Here is a 22,109-nt window from a genome sequence, read left to right as displayed (position 1 = left end):
GCGGGGACCGGAGGAGGCGTTTTGAAACCATTTCTGCCCAGGCCCAGCGCCTCGACGATGAACATGTTGCGCGAAGGCTGCCTGCAACGCCGCGAGGCTGTGCCACAAGCGCTGACGGAACACGCCGTCATCCCGGGCATCCCGAATGCGCGTTACTGGCTGGATCGGGACCTGTCGACGTTCATCGCGGACGCGACCCTGGCCAACGATCGCGAGGCCCAGGCGCACGCCGACGAAGAACTGCCCGAAGACACGTTGCCGCGGGGCTATTACCTGGCCATTTCAGGGGGCGGCGACGCCGGCACCTTCGCCGCAGGCATCATTGCCGGATGGACCCTGCATGGATCGCGACCGACGTTCAAGGTCGTCACCGGGATCAGCGCAGGCGCACTGGTTGCCCCGTTCGCTTACCTGGGGCCTGAGTACGACGAGATCATTCTGGGGATCTGCAGCGCAATCGGCCCCAAAGACGTTTTCCATGCGCGAAGTGTGCTGACCCGCCTGACCAGCGATGGCATCGCGGACAGCAAACCCCTGGCGCGACTCATTGCCAAATACATCACCGCCGAGGTGCTGGCGGCCGTCGCCGCGCAGTACGCCAAAGGCCGGCTACTGATGATCGGGACCACCGACCTCGATGCCGGGCGGCCCGTTACCTGGAACATGGGCGCCATTGCCGCCAGCGGAGCGCCGGGAGCGCTCGATCTGTTTCGCAACATCATGGTCGCCTCGATGAGCATTCCCGGTGCCGTCTCACCGGTCATGATCGATGTGGAAGTGGACGGCAAACAGTTTCAGGAGATGCACGTCGATGGTGGCGTGCTCACGCAGGTGTTCCTTTACCCGCCGGGCACGGTGATGGCGCTGAACAGCGTGAGCGGCGCGCGTATCCGCCGCGACCGGCATTTCTATGTCATTCGCAACGGCAAGCTGGAACCGCAATGGGCCGGCACCAAGCGCCGCACCTTGAGCATCGGCGGTCGCGCCATCAGCACCCTGATCCAGACCCAGGGGATCAGCGACCTCGATCGGATTTACCGCATCGCCCAGCAGGACGGGGCGGACTTCAATCTGGCGTACATCGGCGCCGATTTCCTTCATCCGCGCAATCAGAAATTCGACGGCGCATACATGAAGCGTCTGTTCGATTACGCCTTCGAACTCAGTGCGAAAGGTTATCCGTGGCATAAATCGCCGAACAGGTGAGTTGTCTGAATGAAATTTATGCTGTAGTTTTTCATGAAATTATAAAAAGATAATTTCATGAGGCTTGTATGTTTCAGCAGTCCACGCAGCATGTCGCCAGCTATTACGCCCACAGTTGCGCTGATCGCCTGACCACCCGACCTGCACTGAGCGGCGAACAAGACACCGAGATCGTGATCATCGGCGCCGGTTTCAGCGGCCTGCACACCGCGCTGCGCCTGGCGTTGGCCGGCAAGCGCGTGACGCTGCTGGAAGCCAGCCGCGTGGCGTGGGCAGCCTCGGGACGCAATGGTGGTCAGGCCATTCTCGGCTGGTCGTGCGACATGCCGCCGCTGGAAGCAGCGCTGGGCTACGAACGCGCGCGACGGTTGTGGGATGGCATGCGCTGGGCAGCGCAGGAGCTGCGTGAATTACCGGCTCGCCATGGTTTCGACTGCGACTACCGCGCCGGGCATTTGTGGACTTCGGTCATGCCCCGGCGTGTCGGTCTGCTCACCGAGTGGCAGCGCGAAGCCAGCCACAAATGGGGCCACCATGACTTGCGGTTCATCAGCCGTGAGCAATTACCGCAATGGGTCGCCAGCGAGCGTTATCAGGCTGGCCTTTATGATCCCGAGGGCGGACACCTGAATCCGTTGAAACTGGCACTCGGTCTGGCCTCCGCGATAGAGCAGGCCGGCGGGCGCATCCATGAACAAAGCAAGGCACTGAGTTATCAAGAGGAGGGCGGCCGGTTCCGGGTCAACACCGAACGCGGAACGATCCGCGCGGATGTGCTGGTGCTGGCCTGCAATGCCTACCTTGATCGGCTCGATCCAAAACTCGCCAGTTGCGTGTTGCCGGTGGGGACTTACCAAGTCGCCACGGCGCCGCTGACCGCCGAGCAGGCCAGCGAGCTGCTGCCGAGCAACGTCTGTGTCACCGATAACCAATTCGTCCTCGACTATTTCCGTCGCACCCCGGACAACCGCCTGCTGTTTGGCGGAGGCTGTACGTATCTGGGCGGACTGCCCAAGGACATTGCCGGCGCCACGCGGCCGTTTCTGGAGCGGGTATTCCCGCAACTCAAAGGCGTGAAGCTTGAGTTCGCCTGGGGCGGGCACATTGACCTGACGCTCAAACGCACACCGGACATCGGGCGCCACGGTGATCGCTACTGGCTTCAGGGCTACTCAGGACATGGCGTGCTGCCGACACTGGCCGCCGCCCGCGCCGTGGCTGACGCCATTCTCGGTCAGCCGGATGAACTGGCGTTGTATCAAGGCTTGAGCAACGCCAGCTTTCCCGGCGGTAAATACCTGGCGGCACCGCTGGAAGCCATCGGCAAGGCGTGGTATCGACTGCGCGACAGCATCTGATGAATCACTTGGCGGAATGGCAGGCATGAACAAGCAAGAAGAAATCGCTGCGCTGGCGATCCTTATCCACGATCTGCGCAAGCACAAGAAATACACCCTGAAGGACCTGGCCGACAAAATCGGCCGCTCCGTAGGCTTTCTCTCCCAGGTCGAGCGCGGCTTGTCTCGGCCCACCGTTGCCGACCTGACCGCGATCAGCGAAACCCTGGGCGTGCCGACGACTTATTTCTACAGCCTGCCCAAACCCAAAGAACTGCCGTGGGTCACCCGCCCGGACGAGCGCCGCACGTTGTACTACGCCAATGGCATTACCGACATTCTGGTGTCGCCGAAGATGCGGGCCTCGTTTTCCATGCTCGAAAGTCATCTCGAAGCGGGCGCCAGCAGTGGCGACCGGCACTTGAGTGACAGCTCGGAGCAGGGCGGTTACGTGCTCGAGGGCGAGTTGACGCTGTGGCTGGGCGATGAAGACCCGGTCACCTTGCTCGCCGGCGACAGCTTTCAGTTCGACAGTCACACCCGTTGCCGTTACGGCAACCTGACCGGGCATCTCACGCGAGTGCTCTGGGTCTATACCTGATAACCACAATAGGACCAACCATGATGGACGCTGATCTGCTGGCCGAAGTGCGTGCCTTTCGCCAACGCCACCCTGACGTACGTTACGTCGACCTGATTGCCCTGGACATTCCGGGGCACTTTTACGGCAAGCGCTACCCTGTGGAAATGCTCGAAAAGGTCGCGGCGGGCAGCGCCCTGAAACTGCCGCAAAACTGCGTATTGCTGGGCGTGCAAGGCGGATTGTTCAAGATCGGCGATTACTGCTTCAACGACGGTGACCCGGACGCGCTGCGCCGGCTGGTGCCGGGCACACTGAAGCCGGTGACCTGGGAAGCGCAGCCGTTGGGGCAGATGCTGATCACCTCCGACGGCACCGAGAAACCGATCGTGTTCGAACCTCGCCAAGTACTGGCGCAGGTGCTCGACAGGCTCGCGGCAAAAGGCATTCATCCGGTGGTGGCGTTCGAGCTGGAGTTCTATCTGTTCGATAAAAAGCTGCGCGACGGGCTGCCGCAGTTTCCTCGGGATGGCCTGACGGACGATGCCGATGATCAACCCAACATGCACATCGAGCGCCTGTCACGCTTTGCGCCGGTCCTCGATGACATGGTCGCCGCGTCGCAGGCGCAAGGCATCGACACCACGGTGATCACCGCCGAACTCGGCCAGGGGCAGTTCGAGATCAATTTCGGTCACCTCGACGATGGTTTGCGTGCGGCGGACTGGGCGGCGTTGTTCTGTCGTAGCAGCCGAGGCGTGGCCCTGAAACACGGCTACCGCGCCAGTTTCATGGCCAAGCCGTACTTGCAGCACCCTGGCAGCGGCATGCACGTACACATCAGTCTGTACGACGCGGCCGGCAACAACATCCTGGCGGCAAACCAGCAGCGATCACTGCGCCATGCCGTGGCCGGCTGCCTGGAACTGCTGCCGCATTGCATGCCGATCTTCGCGCCGAACCAGAACGCCTATCGCCGCCTGGGCGGCACGACGAACATCGCCACGCGGGCGAGTTGGGGTTTTGAGGATCGCGACGCGTGCCTGCGCATTCCCGAATCCGATGCGAAGAACCTGCGCATCGAACATCGCCTGGCCGGTGCCGACGCCAACCCGTACCTGGTGCTGGCGGCGATTCTGGTGGGACTCGAACATGGCCTGGAATCGGGCAACGAGCCCATCGCGCCGCTCAACGAAAACCGCAGCAGCGGGGTCGACTTCCCGCTGGAAATGCTCGAAGCGGTGCGCGCCATGCAGCATCAACCGCAACTGCGTGAAGGACTGGGTGCGGAGTTTGTCGATGTGTATTGCGAGAACAAGCGTCAGGATCATCTGGCGTTCATGCAGGAAATCAGTGCCCGGGAGTATCGTTGGTATCTGTAGGCCAAGCGGGGGAAATGCACTTTTATAAAGCCCGGGCCTTTCGGCATGCACTAAGCCAAGGCACAAAGCGCTGCGCACCGCAGGACGCAAACACCCGTTCAAGCCGCCAGACTGTGTCAAACGCGGATAATCCGGGTTTGGCACAAACGCTGCATTACATCGATCAAGGCCCACCGTGAATGCAGTCGGGGGCAGCTCCCTCGGTCAACGACGATCGATCCGTGAGCAACATCGGTGAGTCAGGCATAGACGTCTGGTTTCAACACCGCAAAAGAACAGGCAAAGACGCCTGGAACCGTAAGGTTTCAGGCGTTTTTTTTTGCTTTTTGAATCGTGATGGGCTTTAGCCGGGTGCTTCTTATGAATACCAATGTGGCCGCGTTGAACAAGCAGCAAACGCTGATCGTGATCGGCAATGGCATGGTCGGACATCATTGTGTCGAGCAGCTGATCGAGCGCGGCGCCCTTGATCACTATCGACTGCACGTCTTCAGCGAGGAGCCGATGCGCGCCTATGACCGCGTGCACCTTTCCGAGTATTTCACCGGACGTGATGCCGAGTCCCTGGCCCTCAGTGATGCCGCGCTGTACCAGACCCCGGGCGTGACCCTGCATTTGGGCGTGCCGGTGCTGGAAATCGACCGAGTCCGACGTCAGGTGATCACTGCGCAAGGTTGTGTTGCCTACGACACATTGGTCCTGGCCACCGGCTCTTACCCGTTCGTGCCGCCGATTGAAGGCGCCGAGGGTGATTCGCGCCTGGTGTATCGCACCCTCGAAGACCTCGATGCCATCCGTGCCGCTGCGACCAACGCCAGACGCGGCGTGGTGGTCGGCGGTGGCTTGCTCGGTCTGGAAGCCGCCAATGCCCTGAAAAGCCTGGGCCTGGAAGCGCATGTGGTGGAATTCGCCCCGCGCCTGATGCCGGTGCAACTGGACGAGCAGGGTGGCCGTGCGCTCAAGGCGCAGATCGAGCGGCTCGGCGTCGGCGTGCATTTGTCCCGTGGCACCCAATCGATCAGCGCCGGTGAGGACTACCGCTACCGGATGAATTTCGCCAATGACGAATTCCTCGAAACCGACCTGATCGTGTTCTCCGCCGGCATCCGCGCCCAGGACGCATTGGCCCGCCAATGTTCGCTGGAAGTCGGCCCGCGCGGCGGCATCGTGATAGACGACCACTGCCAGAGTAGCGACCCGCACATCTACGCCATCGGCGAGTGCGCTGCTTGGAATGGCACTGTGTTTGGCCTGGTCGCGCCCGGTTACCAGATGGCCCGCGCAGTGGCCGCGCAGTTGTGCAATGAATCCACCGAACCGTTCGTGGGCGCGGACATGTCGACCAAACTCAAGCTGCTGGGCGTCGATGTCGGCTCCATCGGCGACGCTCATGGCAACACACCGGGCTCGCGCAGTTATCAGTTCATCGACGAAACCAGCGCCAGCTACCGCCGGCTGGTGGTGGACGCCAGCGGCAAACACGTGCTCGGCGCGGTGCTGGTCGGTGACAATAGCTATTACGACACGCTGCTGCAATACATGCAGAACGCCATCGCGCTGCCGGCCGAACCGGCCAGCCTGATTCTGCCATCGTCCACAGGCGCACCGACCCTGGGCCCGGGCGCGTTGCCCGAGTCGGCCACGGTGTGTTCCTGCCACAACGTCACCAAGGGTTCCATCTGCTCGGCCATCGACGGCGGGTGCACCGACCTCGGCCTGCTCAAGGCGCAAACCAAGGCCGGCACCGGGTGTGGCGGTTGCGCGGGGTTGCTCAAGCAAGTGTTCGAGCATGAGTTGATTGCCCGTGGCGTCAGCGTCGACAAGAGCCTGTGCGAACACTTCGCCTACACCCGTCAGGAACTCTATGCGCTGGTGCGGGTGGAAGGGGTAATCACCTTCGAAGAACTGTTGGCCAAACATGGCCGTGGCCACACCGGTTGCGACGTGTGCAAACCGGCAGTGGGTTCGATTCTGGCTTCGTGCTGGAACCAGCCGATCATGGACGCCTCCCTGGTGCCGTTGCAGGACACCAACGATACCTTCATGGCCAACATGCAGAAAAACGGCACCTATTCGGTGGTGCCGCGCATCCCCGGCGGCGAAATTACCGCCGACAAATTGATCGCCATTGGCGTGGTCGCGAAGAAATACGACCTCTACACCAAGATCACCGGCGGCCAGCGCATCGACCTGTTCGGCGCGCAATTGCACGAGTTGCCGGACATCTGGGCCGAGCTGATTGAAGCCGGTTTCGAAACCGGGCATGCCTATGGCAAATCGACCCGCACTGTGAAGTCGTGCGTGGGCAGCACCTGGTGCCGTTACGGCGTACAGGACAGCGTCAAGATGGCCTTGGCCATCGAGGATCGCTACAAGGGTTTGCGTTCGCCACACAAGCTCAAGTTCGCGGTGTCCGGTTGCACCCGCGAGTGCGCCGAAGCCCAGAGCAAAGACGTCGGCGTCATCGCCACCGAGAAAGGCTGGAACCTGTACATCGCCGGCAACGGCGGCATGCGCCCGCGCCACGCCGAGCTGTTCGCCACCGACCTGGACGATGAAACCCTGATCCGGTACATCGACCGTTTCCTGATGTTCTACATCCGCACCGCCGACAAATTGCAGCGCACCTCGGTGTGGCGCGAAAGCCTGGAAGGCGGCCTCGATTACCTCAAGGACGTGATCATCAACGATAGCCTTGGGCTGGGCGAAGAGCTCGAATCGCAGATGCAGTTGGTGGTCAATCGCTATGAATGCGAATGGGCCAACGCCCTCAAGGACCCGGAAAAACTCAAACGCTTCCGTACCTTCGTCAACGATAAACGCCCGGACCCGGACATCCACTTTGTCCAGGAACGCGGTCAACGTCGCCCGATCATGGCGGCTGAACTCAACCTTATCCCTGTCATTGAGGAAACCGTCTGATGAGCCAGTCCACAGCACAACGTTTAGCGTCCCTGGAAAGTGCCGAGGTCTGGCAATCCGTGTGCGAGCACCGGGATCTGGTCAGTCACTCCGGTGTGGTGGTCTGGCTCGACGGAGCGCAGGTGGCACTGTTCTACCTGCCGGGCGCTGAGGGGCGGACTCTTTACGCCATTGACAACCATGATCCGCAATCCGGGGCGAACGTCATCGGTCGCGGGCTGGTGGGCAATATCAAGGGCGAGATGGTTGTCGCATCGCCGATCTACAAGCAGCATTTCCGTTTGGAGGACGGCAGTTGTCTGGAGTATCCGCAACAGCGCTTGCGTGTCTGGCCGGTGCGGTTGAATGGTAGCTTGGTGGAAGTCGGGGTTGCCTGAGGTAATGCTGTTCACTTAAGAATGTTTTGGGATGGGGGCATATCCGTTTCTGCGGTAACGGCGGCTATTGGTTCCGCCCTGACGGCGGGTCACTTTGAAAAGCCTGCGCGGCCCGACGCCAAGTAACCAAACGCTTGCGCCCCTGACGTCCGGTGCCTCGCCTAGGCTCGGCATCCCCTCACTCCGGTCCTGCTCCGTGGGCCCGCCGCCATCGGCCATCCATGGCCGGGGGCGGCTAACCCGGCATCCATGCCGGGTTGCCCACTACGCAGAACCTGCGATCGGCCTCCCGACGGGGCAGATCAAGATCAAGATCAAAAGCGCAAGGCGAGCTAACGCTCGGCCTGAAGAGTGGTGAGGAGCAAAAGCTGCGCGCCGATTTGCTTCATGTAGGAGTGAGCCTGCTCGCGATGCTGTTGCTGTTGCTGTTGCTGTTGCTGTTGCTGTTGCTGTTGCTGTTGCTGTTGATCGTTCCCATGCTCCGCGTGGGAATGCCGCCGGGGACGCTCTGCGTTCCGCTGTCGACACCAGGCTTGAGTCTTGCGCAAGGTGACGCGGAGCGTCACGGGATGCATTCCCACGCGGAGCGTGGGAACGATCAGGGTCAGGATCAGGACGCGTAAGCGTTGAGCAAACAGGTCGGCCCGTAGGCCGCCTCGCTTTGCTTTGGCACTGCACGCCCCCTCGAGAGGCCGAGCGCAGGTTCTGCGCAGTGGGCAACCCGGCATGGATGCCGCGGTAGCCGCCCCCGGCCATGGATGGCCGATGGCGGCGGGCCCACGGAGCAGGACCGGAGCGAGGGCATGCCGAGCCTTAGCGAGGCACCGAACGTCAGGGGCAAGAGCCCTTTGGTTACTTTGGGGCTTTTCCAAAGTGACCCGCCGTCAGGGCGGAACCCTAAGCCGCCGTTACCGCAAAAACGGATATGTACCCAACCCCAACCCAAAAAGCACCAGCCCGAAACCAAGCCCCCCCTTTGTCATGAAATGAAAAGTCATTGTCGTCTGATGAGAAGCGATTCATAAGCCCGCGGCCTACAGTCCAATCAACGCAAATCGGCGCATTACGCTAATAAAAATGCAGATTGGAGAATAAAAGGCATGGCCAAAGCCGTACGCTTCTACGAAACAGGTGGTCCCGACGTCCTGCGCTATGAAGACGTCGAGGTCGGCGACCCAGGCCCGGGCCAGGTTCGTCTCCGGCAAGTGGCTGTCGGACTCAACTACGCCGACACCTACTTCCGCAATGGCACCTACCCGATCCCGCTGGCAAACGGCATGGGCGTCGAAGCCTCCGGTGTGGTCCAGGCGGTCGGCGAAGGCGTGACCCAGTTTGAAGTCGGCGATCGCGTCACCTATACCGGATTCCTCAACACCCTGGGCGCCTACAGCACCGAGCGCCTGATCCCGGCCTCGGCATTGATCAAATTGCCCGAAACCATCAGTTTCGAAACCGCCGCCGCCATGACCATGCGCGGGCTGACCTCGGCCTACCTGATGCGACGCATCCACGCCTTCAAGGCCGGCGACACGGTCCTGTTGCACGCCGCCGCCGGGGGCGTCGGCCTGATCGTTTCGCAGTGGGCCAAGCTGCTGGGGCTGACAGTCATTGGCACGGTGTCCACCCAAGCCAAAGCTGAAATCGCCAAGGCGCATGGCTGTGACCACGTCATCAACTACAGCCACGAGGACGTTGCCGGGCGCGTTCGCGAGCTGACTGACGGCGTCGGCGTCAACGTGGTGTTCGACAGCGTTGGCAAGAACACCTTCATGGGCTCGCTCGACTCACTCAAACGCCGGGGCCTGATGGTCTGCGTCGGCACCGCCTCCGGCCCGATCCCGGCCTTTGATCCGGTCTTGCTGGCAATGAAAGGCTCGCTGTTTCTGACGCGTCCGGCGCTGGTCGACTACATCGCCGACCCTGCGGAAAAAGCCGCCCTGGCCGGCGAGCTGTTCGACCACGTCGGCAACGGTCGAATCAAGATCGAGATCAACCAGCATTACGCCTTGCAGGATGCCGTACAGGCGCACCGTGATCTGGAATCACGCAAGACCACCGGCTCGTCGATTTTCGTCATTTAAGGGAGCCTGCTGCCATGAAAGTCGAACAACTGACCAGCAACATTGGCGCGGAACTGATTGGCGTCAACCTTGCCGACGCCATCCATGACGACGGTCTTTTTGCCGAGATCCGCGCCCAGTTGCTGACGCACCGGGTGGTGTTCTTGCGCGATCAGGACATCAGCCGTGCCGAGCACGTGGCATTCGCCCGTCGGTTCGGCGAACTGGAGGACCATCCGGTGGCCGGCAGTGACCCGGATCATCCGGGGCTGGTGCAGATCTATAAAAAGCCCGACCAACCGATGGATCGCTACGAAAACGCCTGGCACACCGACGCCACCTGGCGTGACGCGCCGCCGATGGGCTGTGTGCTGCGTTGCGTCGAATGTCCTCCGGTGGGGGGCGACACCATGTGGGCGAATATGGTCGAGGCCTACGAAAATCTGCCCGATGACGTGAAGATCAAAATCGCCGACCTGCGTGCCCGGCACAGCATCGAGGCCAGTTTCGGTGCGGCCATGCCGATGGAAAAACGCCTGGCGCTCAAGGCCCTGTACCCGGATGCCGAACACCCGGTGGTGCGCACCCATCCGGAAACCGACGAGAAGGTGCTGTTCGTCAACGCCTTCACCACCCATTTCAGCAACTACCACACCCCCGACAGGGTGCGTTTCGGCCAGGACGCCAACCCCGGCGCCAGCGAGCTGTTGCGCTACCTGATCAGCCAGGCGTACATCCCCGAGTATCAAGTGCGCTGGCGCTGGAAGCCCAACAGTATTGCCATCTGGGACAACCGCAGCACGCAACATTACGCCGTCATGGATTACCCGCCGTGCCACCGCAAGATGGAACGCGCCGGGATCATCGGCGACAAGACTTACTGATCGACCGTCACTGCATTCGCACTCATCACTGCGCCCACCGGGCCCGATCCCGGCTGGGCGGACAATCATAAAAACAGGAGTAACTCATGCAATTCTTCGACGATTCCCTGCACCCGGAAAACATGGAAAAGGTGGTCATCACCGTGGCCCCGTACGGCCCGGAATGGATGCCTGAAGACTTTCCCGAAGACATCCCGCTGACCATGGATGAGCAAGTGCAGAAGGCGGTCGATTGCTACGAAGCCGGCGCCACCGTGTTGCACCTGCACGTGCGTGAACTGGATGGCAAAGGCTCCAAGCGCCTGTCCAAGTTCAACGAGCTGATCGCCGGTGTGCGTGAAGCCGTGCCGGACATGATCATTCAGGTCGGTGGCTCGATTTCCTTTGCCCCGGAAAGCGATGGCGAAGCGGCCAAATGGCTGTCCGACGATACTCGCCACATGCTCGCGGAACTGACGCCCAAGCCGGATCAGGTCACGGTGGCGATCAACACCACCCAGATGAACATCATGGAATTGCTGTACCCGGAATACCTGGAAGGCACATCCCTGGCCAACCCGGCCTATCAAGCCGCCTACAGCGAAATGACCGTGCCGGCCGGCCCGGCCTGGGTTGCCGAGCACCTCAAGCGCCTGATGGATAACGGCATTCAGCCGCACTTCCAGCTGACCGGCATGCACGCCATGGAGACCCTTGAGCGCCTGGTGCGCAAAGGCGTCTACATGGGGCCGCTGAACCTGACCTGGATCGGCATCGGCGGCGGCTTCGATGGTCCGAACCCGTTCAACTTCTTCAACTTCATCCATCGGGCGCCGGATGGCTGCACGCTGACCGCTGAATCGCTGCTCAAGAACGTGCTGCCGTTCAACGCCATGGCCCTGGCCATGGGGCTGCACCCGCGTGTGGGCATTGAAGACACTATTATTGATCACAAGGGCAAGCGGTTCAGCTCGGTGCAGCAGATCGAGCAAACCGTGCGCGTCGCCCATGAACTGGGGCGCGAGATCGCCACCGGCAAAGAAGCCCGTGAGATTTACCGCATCGGCGTGCAGTACCCGAGCATCGAAGCAACCCTGTTGGCCAATGGCATGGCCCCCAACCGCAAGGCTGGGCAAAAAGGTGTTCCGCAACGCGGTTGACCGGCAGCAAAGGCGGGGGGCGATGGCCTCCCGTCCATTGCATTGCACAACGCTCGATAACAACAAAAACAACGTTTCGAGGAGGCTTCATGGCCTTTCACCCAATCGCCGCAGACGATGATGACGTTGCTGTCAGCGTTGCGCGGCCATACGCCTGGATCGTCTTCGCCCTGACGTTCGGCCTGTTGATTTCCGATTACATGTCGCGCCAGGTGCTGAACGCGGTGTTCCCGATGCTCAAGGGCGAGTGGGCCCTGAGCGACGGCCAGCTCGGCTTGCTCAGCGGCATTGTAGCGTTGATGGTCGGGCTGCTGACGTTTCCGCTGTCGTTGATGGCTGATCGCTTCGGCCGGGTCAAAAGCCTGGCTTTGATGGCGTTGCTGTGGAGTCTGGCCACACTGGGCTGCGCGTTGGCGCAGGACTATCCGCAGATGTTCATTGCCCGTTTCATGGTGGGCGTCGGCGAGGCCGCGTATGGCAGCGTTGGCATCGCGGTGGTGATTTCAGTCTTTCCCAAACACATGCGCGCAACGTTGAGCAGTGCGTTCATGGCGGGTGGCATGTTCGGATCGGTCCTGGGCATGGCCCTGGGCGGTGCAATAGCGGCCAAGCTGGGCTGGCGCTGGTCGTTTGCCGGCATGTCGCTGTTCGGTCTGCTGCTGGCGGTGCTTTACCCGATCATCGTCAAAGAAGCGCGCATCGCGCCGCAGCGTGCGACCAACGCGATCAACAAGGCCTCGGCCAAGATCAAACACCCGTTGCGCACATTGTTTTCCAGCCGCTCGGTGATCGCCACCTATGTTGGCAGCGGCTTGCAGTTATTCGTCGGCGGCACGGTGATTGTGTGGATGCCCAGTTACCTGAACCGTTACTACGACATGGGCACGGACAAAGCCGGAGGCATGGCGGCAATCATCGTGTTGTGCAGCGGCGTGGGGATGATCCTGTGCGGCATGCTCAGTGACCGCCTGTGTCGCCATTCGCCGGAGCGCAAGGTGGCCCTGGCCATCGCTTATTGCCTGGGCAGTTGCATGCTGTTGTCGGTGGCGTTCGCGCTGCCGCCTGGCCCCGTGCAATTGTCGCTGATCTGTCTGGGCATGCTGATCGCGGCAGGCACTACCGGCCCCGCCGGGGCAATGGTTGCCAACCTGACCCATTACTCGGTGCACGGCACGGCGTTCGCGACCTTGACCCTGGCCAACAACATGCTGGGCCTGGCGCCGGGGCCGTTCATCACCGGTCGCGTGTCCGATTTGATCGGTCTGCACGCCGCTTTCCAAATGGTGCCTCTCGTCAGTGTGCTGGCGGCGGGCGTGTTCTTTTATGCCATGTGCCATTACCACAAAGACATCGCTCGGTTGAGGGATGAGCGCGTCAGTGACGTGCCGGGCACAGCGGCGTGCGAGGTGAAGTTGTGAGTCGTCGTTTACAGATTGATGTGTTTTTCGATTTCATCTGCCCCTGGTGTCTGATCGGCAAGCGCCAACTGGAGCATGCGCAGGTACAGTTTCGCAGTCGCCATCCGGATGTGCAGATCACCACCGCGTGGCATGGGGTGCAGTTACTGCCCCAGTTGCCGGTAGAGGGTGAACCCTTTGCTGATTTCTATCGCAAGCGTCTGGGGAATGCCCACGCGGTGACCACGCGCCAGGCTCAGGTACAGCAGGCTGCCCGTGAGGTTGGACTGGCCATCGACCTCGGCCGCATCGCGACGATGCCCAACACCGCTGACGCCCATCGCTTGTTCGAACGTGCCAGCGCGCTGGGCAATGCTATCCAGCGTGAAATGTTGCTCGAACGGCTGTTCGCCGCTTATTTCCGCAAAGGCGAAAACCTCGGTTGCCGTGAAACGTTGCTCGCCATTGCCCGCTCGTGCGGTATCGATACGGACAGGGTGCTCGAGTGCCTGAAGGGTGACGGCACGCCTTTCGACGGATTCCCCGGCGCGACCAGTGGGGTGCCGGGCTTTCAGTTCGACGGACGCGTGACCGTGGTTGGTGCACAACCCGCTCAGGTGCTGCTCGGGGCCATGAACGAAGCGCTCAAGGAACGTGATCGCGAGCGGCAACCGGCATGATCAGGCGTATTCCCGTTCCTGCCGGCAAACACCCGCAGGTCGGCGCCCGTGCGCTGTTCGAATTCGAAGAAAAAAGTCTGGCGTTGTTCAACGTCGACGGGCAGTTGTTCGCCATCGACGACAGTTGCCCGCACCAGGGCGCCTCGCTCTGTGGCGGGCGCCTCGATGGACGACTGATTCAGTGCTGCGCCCATGGATTGCGCTTTGATCTGGCCAGCGGCTACTTGCTCAATTCCAACACACTCAAAGTCGCCAATTACCCGGTCGAGGTAATCGACGGCCAGGCCTTTATCGTCATCGTTCCTCAGGAGTCCGCGCCATGAGCGCCATTGCTCTCACCCGAATCAACAGCCGAACGCGCGAATTGGCGCCTGGGTTCATCGTCAGCCTGATCGTCGCGGCGGCAGCTTCCTTTTTGTCCGAGCATTACGGCGCGCCAGTGATGCTGTTCGCCTTGTTGCTGGGCATGGCGCTCAACTTCCTGGCGGCGGATGGCGCGTGCAAGGCCGGCATTGAATTCACTGCCCGTAGCGTATTGCGCATTGGCGTGGCGCTGTTGGGGATGCGCATTACCCTGGAGCAGATGGTGGCGCTGGGGTGGAAACCGGTAGCCCTGGTGGTGATTCTGGTGGTTGTGACCATCGGCGTCTCGGTGATCGCGGCCAAGGCGCTGGGGTTTCAGCGTCTGTTCGGCATGCTCACTGGCGGTGCCACGGCGATTTGCGGCGCTTCAGCGGCGTTGGCGCTGGCCGCTGCATTGCCCAATCATCCGCAGAAAGAGCGGGCCACGCTGTTCACGGTGATTGGGGTGTCGGCGCTATCGACCCTGGCAATGATCGTCTATCCGATGATTGCCAACTGGCTGTCGTTGTCGCCTCAGGTGGCAGGTGTGTTTCTGGGGGCGACCATCCACGATGTTGCCCAGGTCGTGGGCGCCGGCTACAGCATGTCCACCGAAACGGGCGATACGGCGACGGTGGTCAAGTTGATGCGCGTGGCCATGTTGCTGCCGGTGATCGTCAGCGCCGCCATGATCACCCGCCTGCAAGGCGCCGACCCCACAGGCAAACGGCCGCCGCTGTTGCCGTGGTTCGCGGTCGGTTTTCTGATGCTGGCCTGTATCAACAGCACGGGCTGGATAGCCCCGGTGGTGCAGGGTTCGGTCAACGAACTGTCGCGCTGGTGCCTGGTGGTTTCCATCAGTGCCCTGGGCATGAAAACCCGGCTCAAGGAGCTTGCTTCCGTGGGCATCAAACCCATTCTGTTGATGGTGGGGGAGACCGTGTTCCTGGTTGTTCTGGTGCTGCTGTTGCTGCGCTGGGGGATGTAACACAGCCGCCGCATTACGTTCACTCCGACGTACTGCGGCACTCGACCGGGGTCAAAAGCACCGGTTTTTTTGCGGCGACTGTACCAACAGTCGCCGTTTTTTTTAGATCTATAGATCGTTCCCACGCTCTGCGTGGGAATGCCTCAAGGGACGCTCCGCGTTCCAATGGGACGCAAAGCGTCCCGGGCTGCATTCCCACGCAGAGCGTGGGAACGATCAAATCAGACGTGTGATTCAGGTTTTTTCGGACCGGGGAGGTCGGTTTTTTGCGTGCTGCGCCAGGTGGCCGGCGGCATGCCGAACTGGGAGATGAACCAGCGGGTGAACGAGCTCGCCATGGAATAGCCCAGCATATCGGCGATGCGGCCCAGCGAGTAATTCGGGTTCTCCAGGTAACGCAGCACCAGGTCACGGCGCACTTCGTTGATCAGATCGTTGAAGGCGCAGCCATCGTCTTTCAGGCGGCGTTGCAGGGTGCGCACGTTCATGCCCTGGGTCTGGGCGATCTGTTCGATGGTGGCGCGGCCCATGGGCAGCAGCAGGTAAATGGCCTTGCGCACTTCGAACAGGATCGACGGCCCTTCGTGGCTCTGCAGCGAATCGAGATAGCGCTGGGCATAACGCGCCATGGCCGGGTCGGCATGCGGATTGGTCATGTCGAGGCTGGCATCGGGGCAGACAATGCCGTTGAACTCGCTGCCGAACTCCAGGTTGCAGCCGAACAGGCGGCGATGCAGTTGCAGGTTGTCGGGAGGCTGGTGCGTGAAGTTGACGCTGTAAGGGTGCCAGTGCGCGCCGAGCAGGGCGGCGCAAAGCCGGAACATCACGCCGATCGCCAGTTCGTTTGCCTGGCGACAGGGCATTGGCGACTCGGTCACCACTTCCTCGCGAATGATCACCATCTTGCCGGCTTCCTCAACGAAGATCGCCAGCGAGTCGTTCATCAGGTGCCGGTAATGCACCAGTACCTGCAACGCATCACGCAGCGTGCGCTGATGGGTGAGCAGCAGACTGACGACGCCAAAATCCGAAAGCTGACGCGACTCGGCCATGCTCAGGCCGAAGGTCTGACAGCCAGTGGCGGCGGCCGAATCCTCCAGCAGACGTACGGCCGAATCGATCGGGATACGTTGCTCGGGGGCTTGCAGTCGGGCCTTGCTCAGGCCGACGTTCGCCAATAAATCGTGCGGATTGAGCCCCAGGTAGTGGGCCACTTCCAGGTAGTTGGTCAAGACGGCGGCGCGAACAAGCTTTGGCATGCAAAGGTCTTTCCTGGCGTGGTCCCGGTGGAAATCAGCGGGGCGACTATAGCCAGCACACCACGAAATGAAAAGTTTTTGAAGCCGCCTTTTTGCCTTCCCCACGACCGTCAATCCGGGGGCGTTTCGCTGTCATCAAAAGAAAAGTCGCTGTCGTCAAATGAAAAGCGCAGGGGTGGCGGGCTCTTTAATGTCGGACCAACAAAAAGATTCTGGCGAAACAGCCAGTCGAGCCACCGTGAAGGCGAAGGTGTTGAAGTGGACAAACTGCAAACTGCCGCAACCGTTCTGATCGTACCGGGTCTACGCGACCATGTTGCCGAGCACTGGCAAACGCTGCTGGAGGCCCGGCTGAGCAATGTGCGCAGCGTCCCGCCACTGGAAACCGACAAGCTCGACTGCGCGGCCCGGGTCCGGGCGATCCAGCATGAACTTGCGCAGATCGACGGGCCGGTGATTCTCGTCGCCCACAGCGCCGGTGTGTTGATGGTCGCGCATTGGGCTGCTCTGCATGGCGCTGCTCTGCATGGCTCGGCTCAGCACAGCGCCCCGATCAAAGGCGCGCTGCTGGCAGCTCCACCTGACCTCGATGCCACCTGGCCGTCGGGTTATCCATCCCCTGAAACCCTGCGAACCCATGGCTGGGCTCCACTGCCTGCCGGCGCGCTGCCCTTTCCCAGCATCGTCGCGGCCAGCAGCAATGATCACCTGGGCAGCCTCGAAGCCGTTACCTGCATGGCCCGCAACTGGGGCAGCGAAGTGGTCAATCTCGGCGAGGTCGGCCACCTCAATCCTGCCTCGGGTTTTGGCCATTGGCCGCAAGCCGAGGCACTCATTCTGGAACTGGATCGTTAGTCAGGCACCTGGCCGGTCGGCACACGTCCGGCAATTGCTCTAACGCGTGAACACAACGCAAGCCCTTTCACCTGGGCCTGTGCAAGGAAAGCTGCGCTTAAAAACAAGTACAACATGGCGGAGACACCGTAATGCATAACAATAAGAGTCACGGCCACACACTTCCTTCACCTCGCAGTCTGCTGACGCTAGCAATTCTGGCGGCATCGATGCCAGTCGCCCACGCCGTCGAGCTGGACACCGGCAACCCCGACTGGGCCGTGCGTTTTGATAACACCGTCAAGTACAACTATGGGGTGCGCACCGAGAACGCCGACAAGCGCATGCTCGGGACGCCGAACAACAATGACGGTGACTACAACTTTCGCAGGGCCGGCACCAACATCACCAACCGGGTCGACCTGCTGACCGAGATGGACGTGGTCTACAAGGACCACATGGGCGCTCGCGTCAGTGCCGCCAGCTGGTACGACAAGGCCTATGAGAACACCGGTTCCAATTCCAACCCGTTCGTCAACGGCAATGGCGACACCTCCGGGCTGGTCGCCAATGACCCGCGCCTGGCGGCGGTGACTGGCGACAATGTCGGCAATGGCAGCCCGCATCTCAGCCACTACGCCCAGCGCTACTACAACGGTCCTTCCGGGGAAATCCTCGATGCCTTCGTGTTCTACAGCACCGAAGTAGGGGAGGAGTCGCTGTTCAGCGTCAAGGCCGGGCAACACAACGTATTTTGGGGTGAGACCATCCTCAACCCGGTGCATTCGATCAGCTACGGCCAGTCCGGTCTGGACCTGGCCAAACTGGCAGCGTCCCCCGGCACCGAGGCCAAGGAGCTGTTCGTCCCGCGCAACCAGGTGTCGATGACCTTCACCATCAACCCCGAATTGACCGTCGGAGCCCAGTATTTCCTTGATTGGGACGCCGCACGCCTGCCGGAGGCAGGTACTTATTACGGCGGTTCCGACCTCGTGGGCTTCGGCGCGCAGTCGTTCCTGCTCGGCAACACCAACTCGATCACCCCTGGCAGCCCGTTGGGGTGCGGCCTGGCGCCGTGCAACGCATTGACCAACGTACGCCGTGGCGATGACCTGACCCCACGCAATTCAGGCGATTGGGGCGTCATGGCCAAGTGGTCGCCCGCCTGGCTCGACGGCACGCTCGGCGTCTACTACCGCCAGACCTCGGACATCTTGCCGCAAGCCTGGCTCGACGCCCGTGGACTGACCTCGGCCAACCCCAACGGCACGCGGCCAGCGGGCCAGGTGCCGGCGGTGGTCAACACCCTGAACTCGTTGAGCACCGCTACTTATCAATTGGCGTATTCGGACAAGATCGACATCTTCGGCCTGAGCCTGTCCAAGGACATCGGCGGCGTCAGTGTCGGCAGCGACCTGAACATCCGCCACAACATGCCGCTGGCCAGTATCCCGGCGATCGTCAGCAGCAACAGCCCATTGGGGCTCGGTCAAGGCCTTGGCTTGCTGCCACCGCGCACGGCGGCCACCGGCGTCATCTACGACACCCCGCACGATGGCGACAGCATGAGCGCCACCGGCGACACCTTGCACTGGACACTCAACGGCCTGATGACCTTGCCCAAGACGCCGGTGTTCGACTCGGCCGTCCTGCTTGGTGAGCTGTATTACAGCAACCTGCTCAAGCTCGATGACAAGAACGCCGCGCTCTACAAGGGCAAGAGCACTTACCGCGGTGTCGACGCGCCGACTCGTGACAACTGGGGCATCGCGGTCAACTTCACGCCGACCTGGTACCAGGTGTTCCCCGGCGTCGACATGAGCATGCCGATGTCCGTCAACGTCGGCCTCGACGGCGTTTCACCGGTCTCGGGCGGTGGCGCGAAAGACACCGGCAACTATGCGTTGGGCGTCGGTGCGGCGATCTACAACAAGTACTTCGTCGACCTCAAGTACGTCGACTCTTTCGGCAAGGCTGACAAGTGCAACGTCAGCGGCAACAGCACCGGCGCGGCCAACGCCGGCAGTGGCGACGGCTCCACGCCGAACGCCTTCAGCGGTAACGAAAACTATGCGTGCTTTGCCGGTGGCTATTCAGCCTTCTCGGGTGGCGGTGCGACCACCGAAGACCGTGGCGCCCTGTACCTGACGCTGAAAACCACCTTCTGATTCACCCAATGCTTAAACACTAAGCAGGAGATTGATCCCATGAAATTCGTGCAAACTCTGCTCGCCGCTTCATTGGCCCTGGCCGTTGCCGCTCAAGTTCAAGCCGCCGTGTCGGCGCAGGACGCGGCCAAACTCGGGAGCAGCCTGACCCTGATCGGCGCTGAAAAAGCCGCCAACGCCGACGGCTCCATTCCCGCCTACGCCGGCGGACTGACCACGGCTCCGGCCAGCTTCAAAGCGGGCGACAGCATGCGCCCGGACCCTTTTGCCAATGAAAAACCGCTGCTGGTCATCAATGGCAAAAACGTCGATCAGTACAAGAACCTGCTCAGCGCCACCACGGTAGAACTGGCCAAGCGTTTCCCCAGCTACCGCGTCGATGTCTATCCGACCCATCGCACCGTGGCTTTGCCGCAACCGGTATTGGACAACAGCCTGAAGAACGCCAATGGCGCCAAATCCCTTGAGGGCGGATTGGCCATCGACAACGTCTTGCCCGGCGTACCGTTTCCGATTCCGCAATCGGGCAGCGAGGCGATGTGGAATTTCCTGCTGCGTTACCAGGGCGTCAACATCAACTCCAAGTACGATTCCTGGAACGTCGATTCGGCCGGTGTGCCAAGCCTGGCCACCACGGGGCAGGCGTTCATTACCTACCCGATCTACGAAAACATGGCGCAGCCCATCAGCAGCGCCGACGTGTACTACCAGATGAAGCTGTATTACACCGGCCCGGCACGTCGTGCCGGCGAGGCGATCATGCTCAAGGACGCCGCCAACCCGCTGGCTCAGCCACGCCGCGCCTGGCAATACTTGCCGGGCCAGCGTCGCGTCAAACTGGCGCCGAACCTGGCCTACGACACGCCAAATCCGGGAACCGCGGGTGCGGGCACTTACGATGATGTGTTCGTGTTCAACGGCGCACTGGATCGCTACGACTGGAAGCTGGTCGGCAAGCAAGAAATGATCGTGCCATACAACACCTACAAACTGACCTACGCCCAGGATCCGAAAAGCCTGACCACCCCCAATCACCTGTCGCCGGACTTTGTGCGCTGGGAGAAACACCGCGTGTGGGTTGTGGAGGGAAACCTCAAGCCGGGGGCGCGTCACGTCTACCAGAAGCGTCGCTTCTACCTCGATGAAGACAGCTGGGCCGCGCTGGCCTCTGACCAATACGACGCCCGTGGTCAGCTCTACCGTGGTTCCTTCGCGTTCCTCAGCCAGAGCTATGACAAGCAGGTGCCGGACTCCACGCCGTTCATGATCTACGACCTGGTCGGCGGCTCCTACAACATCAACGGCGTGGTGGGCCCGTACGGCGGCATCCGTTACATCGACTCCCTGTCGAAGGCGCAATGGTCGCCGGAGTCCCTGGCGGGGGCCGGCATTCGCTAAAGCGCCGTGTTTCAACGCCGGGTTGCACACGATGTGCTCCCGGCGCAGCTTTTTCATGAGGACGCCGTATGTGTTCGTACAAAAAGTACCGGCAGTTGGCGCTGGGCATGGCCCTTGCCCTGTTGCACGGCTTCACCCAGGCAGCCAGCTACATCGACGTGCTGGACTTGCCGGCCAAGACCAGCGCCCTGGCAGTGCGCAGTCCGTTGCTGGGCGTGGCCCGCGCCGGGGCACGTCTGGTTGCTGTCGGACAGCGTGGCCACATTCTCTATTCCGATGATGGCGGCAAAGACTGGCAGCAGGCTGCCGTGCCGGTCAGTGCCGACCTCAATGCCGTGAGTTTTCCCACGGCGGCGCAAGGTTGGGCGGTCGGCAATGACGGTGTGGTGTTGCACACCAGTGATGCCGGCCGGACATGGAACAAACAACTGGACGGTCGCCAGATCGGCGCCTTGCTGGTCAAACACTACGGTGCGTTGGCCAGTGCCGAACCGGCCAATGAACAATGGGCCACCCGCGTCGAGGAGGGCCAGCGGCTGATCGAAGAGGGCGCCGATAAGCCGCTGCTCGACGTGTGGTTCGCCAATGAAAAAACCGGTTACGTGGTCGGCGCATTCAACCTGATTTTGCGCACCGACGACGGCGGCCAGCACTGGACACCGTTCCAGGACCGCACCGATAACCCGCAAAGCCTGCACCTCAATGCCATCGCGTCCACCGGCGATGCGCTTTACATCGTTGGCGAACAAGGGCTGCTGCTCAAGTGGAATGAATCCGCGCAGCGTTTCGTGGCGCTCGATTCGCCGTATCAGGGCAGCTTTTTCGGGGTGATCGGCAAGCCTGGCGAAGTGTTGGTCTACGGCCTGCGCGGGCATGTGTTCCGCAGCGTTGACGGTGGCGCGAGCTGGGCCGCGCTCAACACCGGTCTGCAGGTCAGCATCACGGCCGCCACGGTGGACGCCAAGGGTCGCTACCTGTTGTTTAGCCAGGCAGGACAAATGCTGGTTGATGCAGGCGATTCGCGACTGACGTCAATACCTCAGCAAAATCCGGCCCCGTCAGCCGGCGCCATCAGCACCTCCGACGGCACGCTGGTGTTGGTCGGCAGCCGTGGTGCCCGCGCACTGAACGTCAAATAAGAACTGGATTCATTAGA

General features: G+C 61.6%; 19 protein-coding genes. 18 read left to right on the top strand and 1 reads right to left on the bottom strand.

From position 1 onward, the window contains the following. Positions 1 to 21: 21 nt before the first annotated feature. The 14 genes from HNR03_RS17380 (at position 22) to HNR03_RS17315 (ending at position 15,294) form a co-directional block, all read left to right on the top strand. Complete coding sequence (locus tag HNR03_RS17380) at positions 22 to 1,206, top strand: patatin-like phospholipase family protein (RefSeq protein ID WP_259154826.1); 1,185 nt, start codon at positions 22 to 24, stop codon at positions 1,204 to 1,206. A gap of 68 nt (positions 1,207 to 1,274) precedes the next feature. Beyond that, positions 1,275 to 2,564 carry an FAD-binding oxidoreductase gene (locus tag HNR03_RS17375; protein ID WP_259154825.1) on the top strand — a complete coding sequence of 430 codons (1,290 nt, stop codon included), beginning with the start codon at positions 1,275 to 1,277 and terminating at the stop codon, positions 2,562 to 2,564. A 25-nt stretch (positions 2,565 to 2,589) separates the two neighbouring features. Next, on the top strand, positions 2,590 to 3,144 hold the full coding sequence (locus tag HNR03_RS17370; protein WP_259154824.1) for a helix-turn-helix domain-containing protein: 555 nt from the start codon (positions 2,590 to 2,592) through the stop codon (positions 3,142 to 3,144). Between the two features lie 20 nt (positions 3,145 to 3,164). Next, positions 3,165 to 4,505 carry a glutamine synthetase family protein gene (locus HNR03_RS17365; protein ID WP_405046060.1) on the top strand — a complete coding sequence of 447 codons (1,341 nt, stop codon included), beginning with the start codon at positions 3,165 to 3,167 and terminating at the stop codon, positions 4,503 to 4,505. A 360-nt stretch (positions 4,506 to 4,865) separates the two neighbouring features. Next, positions 4,866 to 7,427 carry a nitrite reductase large subunit NirB gene (gene nirB / locus HNR03_RS17360; protein ID WP_259154823.1) on the top strand — a complete coding sequence of 854 codons (2,562 nt, stop codon included), beginning with the start codon at positions 4,866 to 4,868 and terminating at the stop codon, positions 7,425 to 7,427. Next, positions 7,427 to 7,804: a nitrite reductase small subunit NirD gene (nirD, locus tag HNR03_RS17355; RefSeq protein WP_222586592.1), complete on the top strand. Its 378-nt coding sequence runs from the start codon at positions 7,427 to 7,429 to the stop codon at positions 7,802 to 7,804. The genes nirB and nirD overlap by 1 nt, the downstream gene beginning before the upstream one ends. Before the next feature lie 410 nt (positions 7,805 to 8,214). Next, entirely contained in the window at positions 8,215 to 8,427 is a 213-nt protein-coding gene (locus HNR03_RS17350; protein WP_259154822.1) for a hypothetical protein, read from the top strand. Positions 8,428 to 8,904: 477 nt separating this feature from the next. Further along, the gene (locus HNR03_RS17345) at positions 8,905 to 9,885 is read left to right on the top strand and encodes a quinone oxidoreductase (protein ID WP_259154821.1); all 981 of its coding nucleotides are present in this window, start codon (positions 8,905 to 8,907) and stop codon (positions 9,883 to 9,885) included. A gap of 14 nt (positions 9,886 to 9,899) precedes the next feature. After that, the gene (locus tag HNR03_RS17340) at positions 9,900 to 10,748 is read left to right on the top strand and encodes a TauD/TfdA family dioxygenase (RefSeq protein ID WP_259154820.1); all 849 of its coding nucleotides are present in this window, start codon (positions 9,900 to 9,902) and stop codon (positions 10,746 to 10,748) included. Between the two features lie 86 nt (positions 10,749 to 10,834). Further along, positions 10,835 to 11,887, top strand: a complete 1,053-nt coding sequence (locus HNR03_RS17335) for a 3-keto-5-aminohexanoate cleavage protein (RefSeq protein ID WP_259154819.1) — start codon at positions 10,835 to 10,837, stop codon at positions 11,885 to 11,887. Positions 11,888 to 11,976: 89 nt separating this feature from the next. Further along, positions 11,977 to 13,305, top strand: coding sequence for an MFS transporter (locus HNR03_RS17330; protein ID WP_259154818.1), 1,329 nt, complete (start codon positions 11,977 to 11,979; stop codon positions 13,303 to 13,305). Then, positions 13,302 to 13,964, top strand: a complete 663-nt coding sequence (locus HNR03_RS17325; RefSeq protein WP_259154817.1) for a DsbA family oxidoreductase — start codon at positions 13,302 to 13,304, stop codon at positions 13,962 to 13,964. Before HNR03_RS17330 ends, HNR03_RS17325 begins: the two co-directional genes overlap by 4 nt. Then, positions 13,961 to 14,287 carry a Rieske 2Fe-2S domain-containing protein gene (locus HNR03_RS17320; RefSeq protein ID WP_259154816.1) on the top strand — a complete coding sequence of 109 codons (327 nt, stop codon included), beginning with the start codon at positions 13,961 to 13,963 and terminating at the stop codon, positions 14,285 to 14,287. Before HNR03_RS17325 ends, HNR03_RS17320 begins: the two co-directional genes overlap by 4 nt. Beyond that, complete coding sequence (locus HNR03_RS17315) at positions 14,284 to 15,294, top strand: YeiH family protein (protein WP_259154815.1); 1,011 nt, start codon at positions 14,284 to 14,286, stop codon at positions 15,292 to 15,294. Before HNR03_RS17320 ends, HNR03_RS17315 begins: the two co-directional genes overlap by 4 nt. A 221-nt stretch (positions 15,295 to 15,515) precedes the next feature. Here the strand turns inward: HNR03_RS17315 and HNR03_RS17310 are convergent, their stop codons facing one another. Continuing rightward, entirely contained in the window at positions 15,516 to 16,553 is a 1,038-nt protein-coding gene (locus HNR03_RS17310; RefSeq protein WP_259154814.1) for an AraC family transcriptional regulator, read from the bottom strand. 258 nt (positions 16,554 to 16,811) lie between these two features. On the opposite strand from HNR03_RS17310, the gene HNR03_RS17305 reads away from it, so the two are divergent. The 4 genes from HNR03_RS17305 to HNR03_RS17290 all read left to right on the top strand — a co-directional run bounded on the left by HNR03_RS17305 (position 16,812) and on the right by HNR03_RS17290 (position 22,092). Beyond that, the gene (locus tag HNR03_RS17305) at positions 16,812 to 17,408 is read left to right on the top strand and encodes an alpha/beta hydrolase (protein WP_259154813.1); all 597 of its coding nucleotides are present in this window, start codon (positions 16,812 to 16,814) and stop codon (positions 17,406 to 17,408) included. A gap of 131 nt (positions 17,409 to 17,539) precedes the next feature. Beyond that, positions 17,540 to 19,555 carry a DUF1302 domain-containing protein gene (locus HNR03_RS17300; protein WP_259154812.1) on the top strand — a complete coding sequence of 672 codons (2,016 nt, stop codon included), beginning with the start codon at positions 17,540 to 17,542 and terminating at the stop codon, positions 19,553 to 19,555. Positions 19,556 to 19,594: 39 nt separating this feature from the next. Further along, on the top strand, positions 19,595 to 20,953 hold the full coding sequence (locus HNR03_RS17295; protein ID WP_259154810.1) for a DUF1329 domain-containing protein: 1,359 nt from the start codon (positions 19,595 to 19,597) through the stop codon (positions 20,951 to 20,953). 68 nt (positions 20,954 to 21,021) lie between these two features. Next, entirely contained in the window at positions 21,022 to 22,092 is a 1,071-nt protein-coding gene (locus HNR03_RS17290) for a YCF48-related protein (RefSeq protein WP_259154809.1), read from the top strand. Positions 22,093 to 22,109: the final 17 nt, after the last annotated feature.

It is taken from the genome of Pseudomonas sp. JAI111, from assembly GCF_024809425.1.
In the GTDB taxonomy this organism is placed as follows: Bacteria; Pseudomonadota; Gammaproteobacteria; order Pseudomonadales; family Pseudomonadaceae; genus Aquipseudomonas.
The sequence above is the reverse complement of the archived record's forward strand: the minus strand, read 5'-3'. Positions and strand labels throughout refer to the sequence as shown.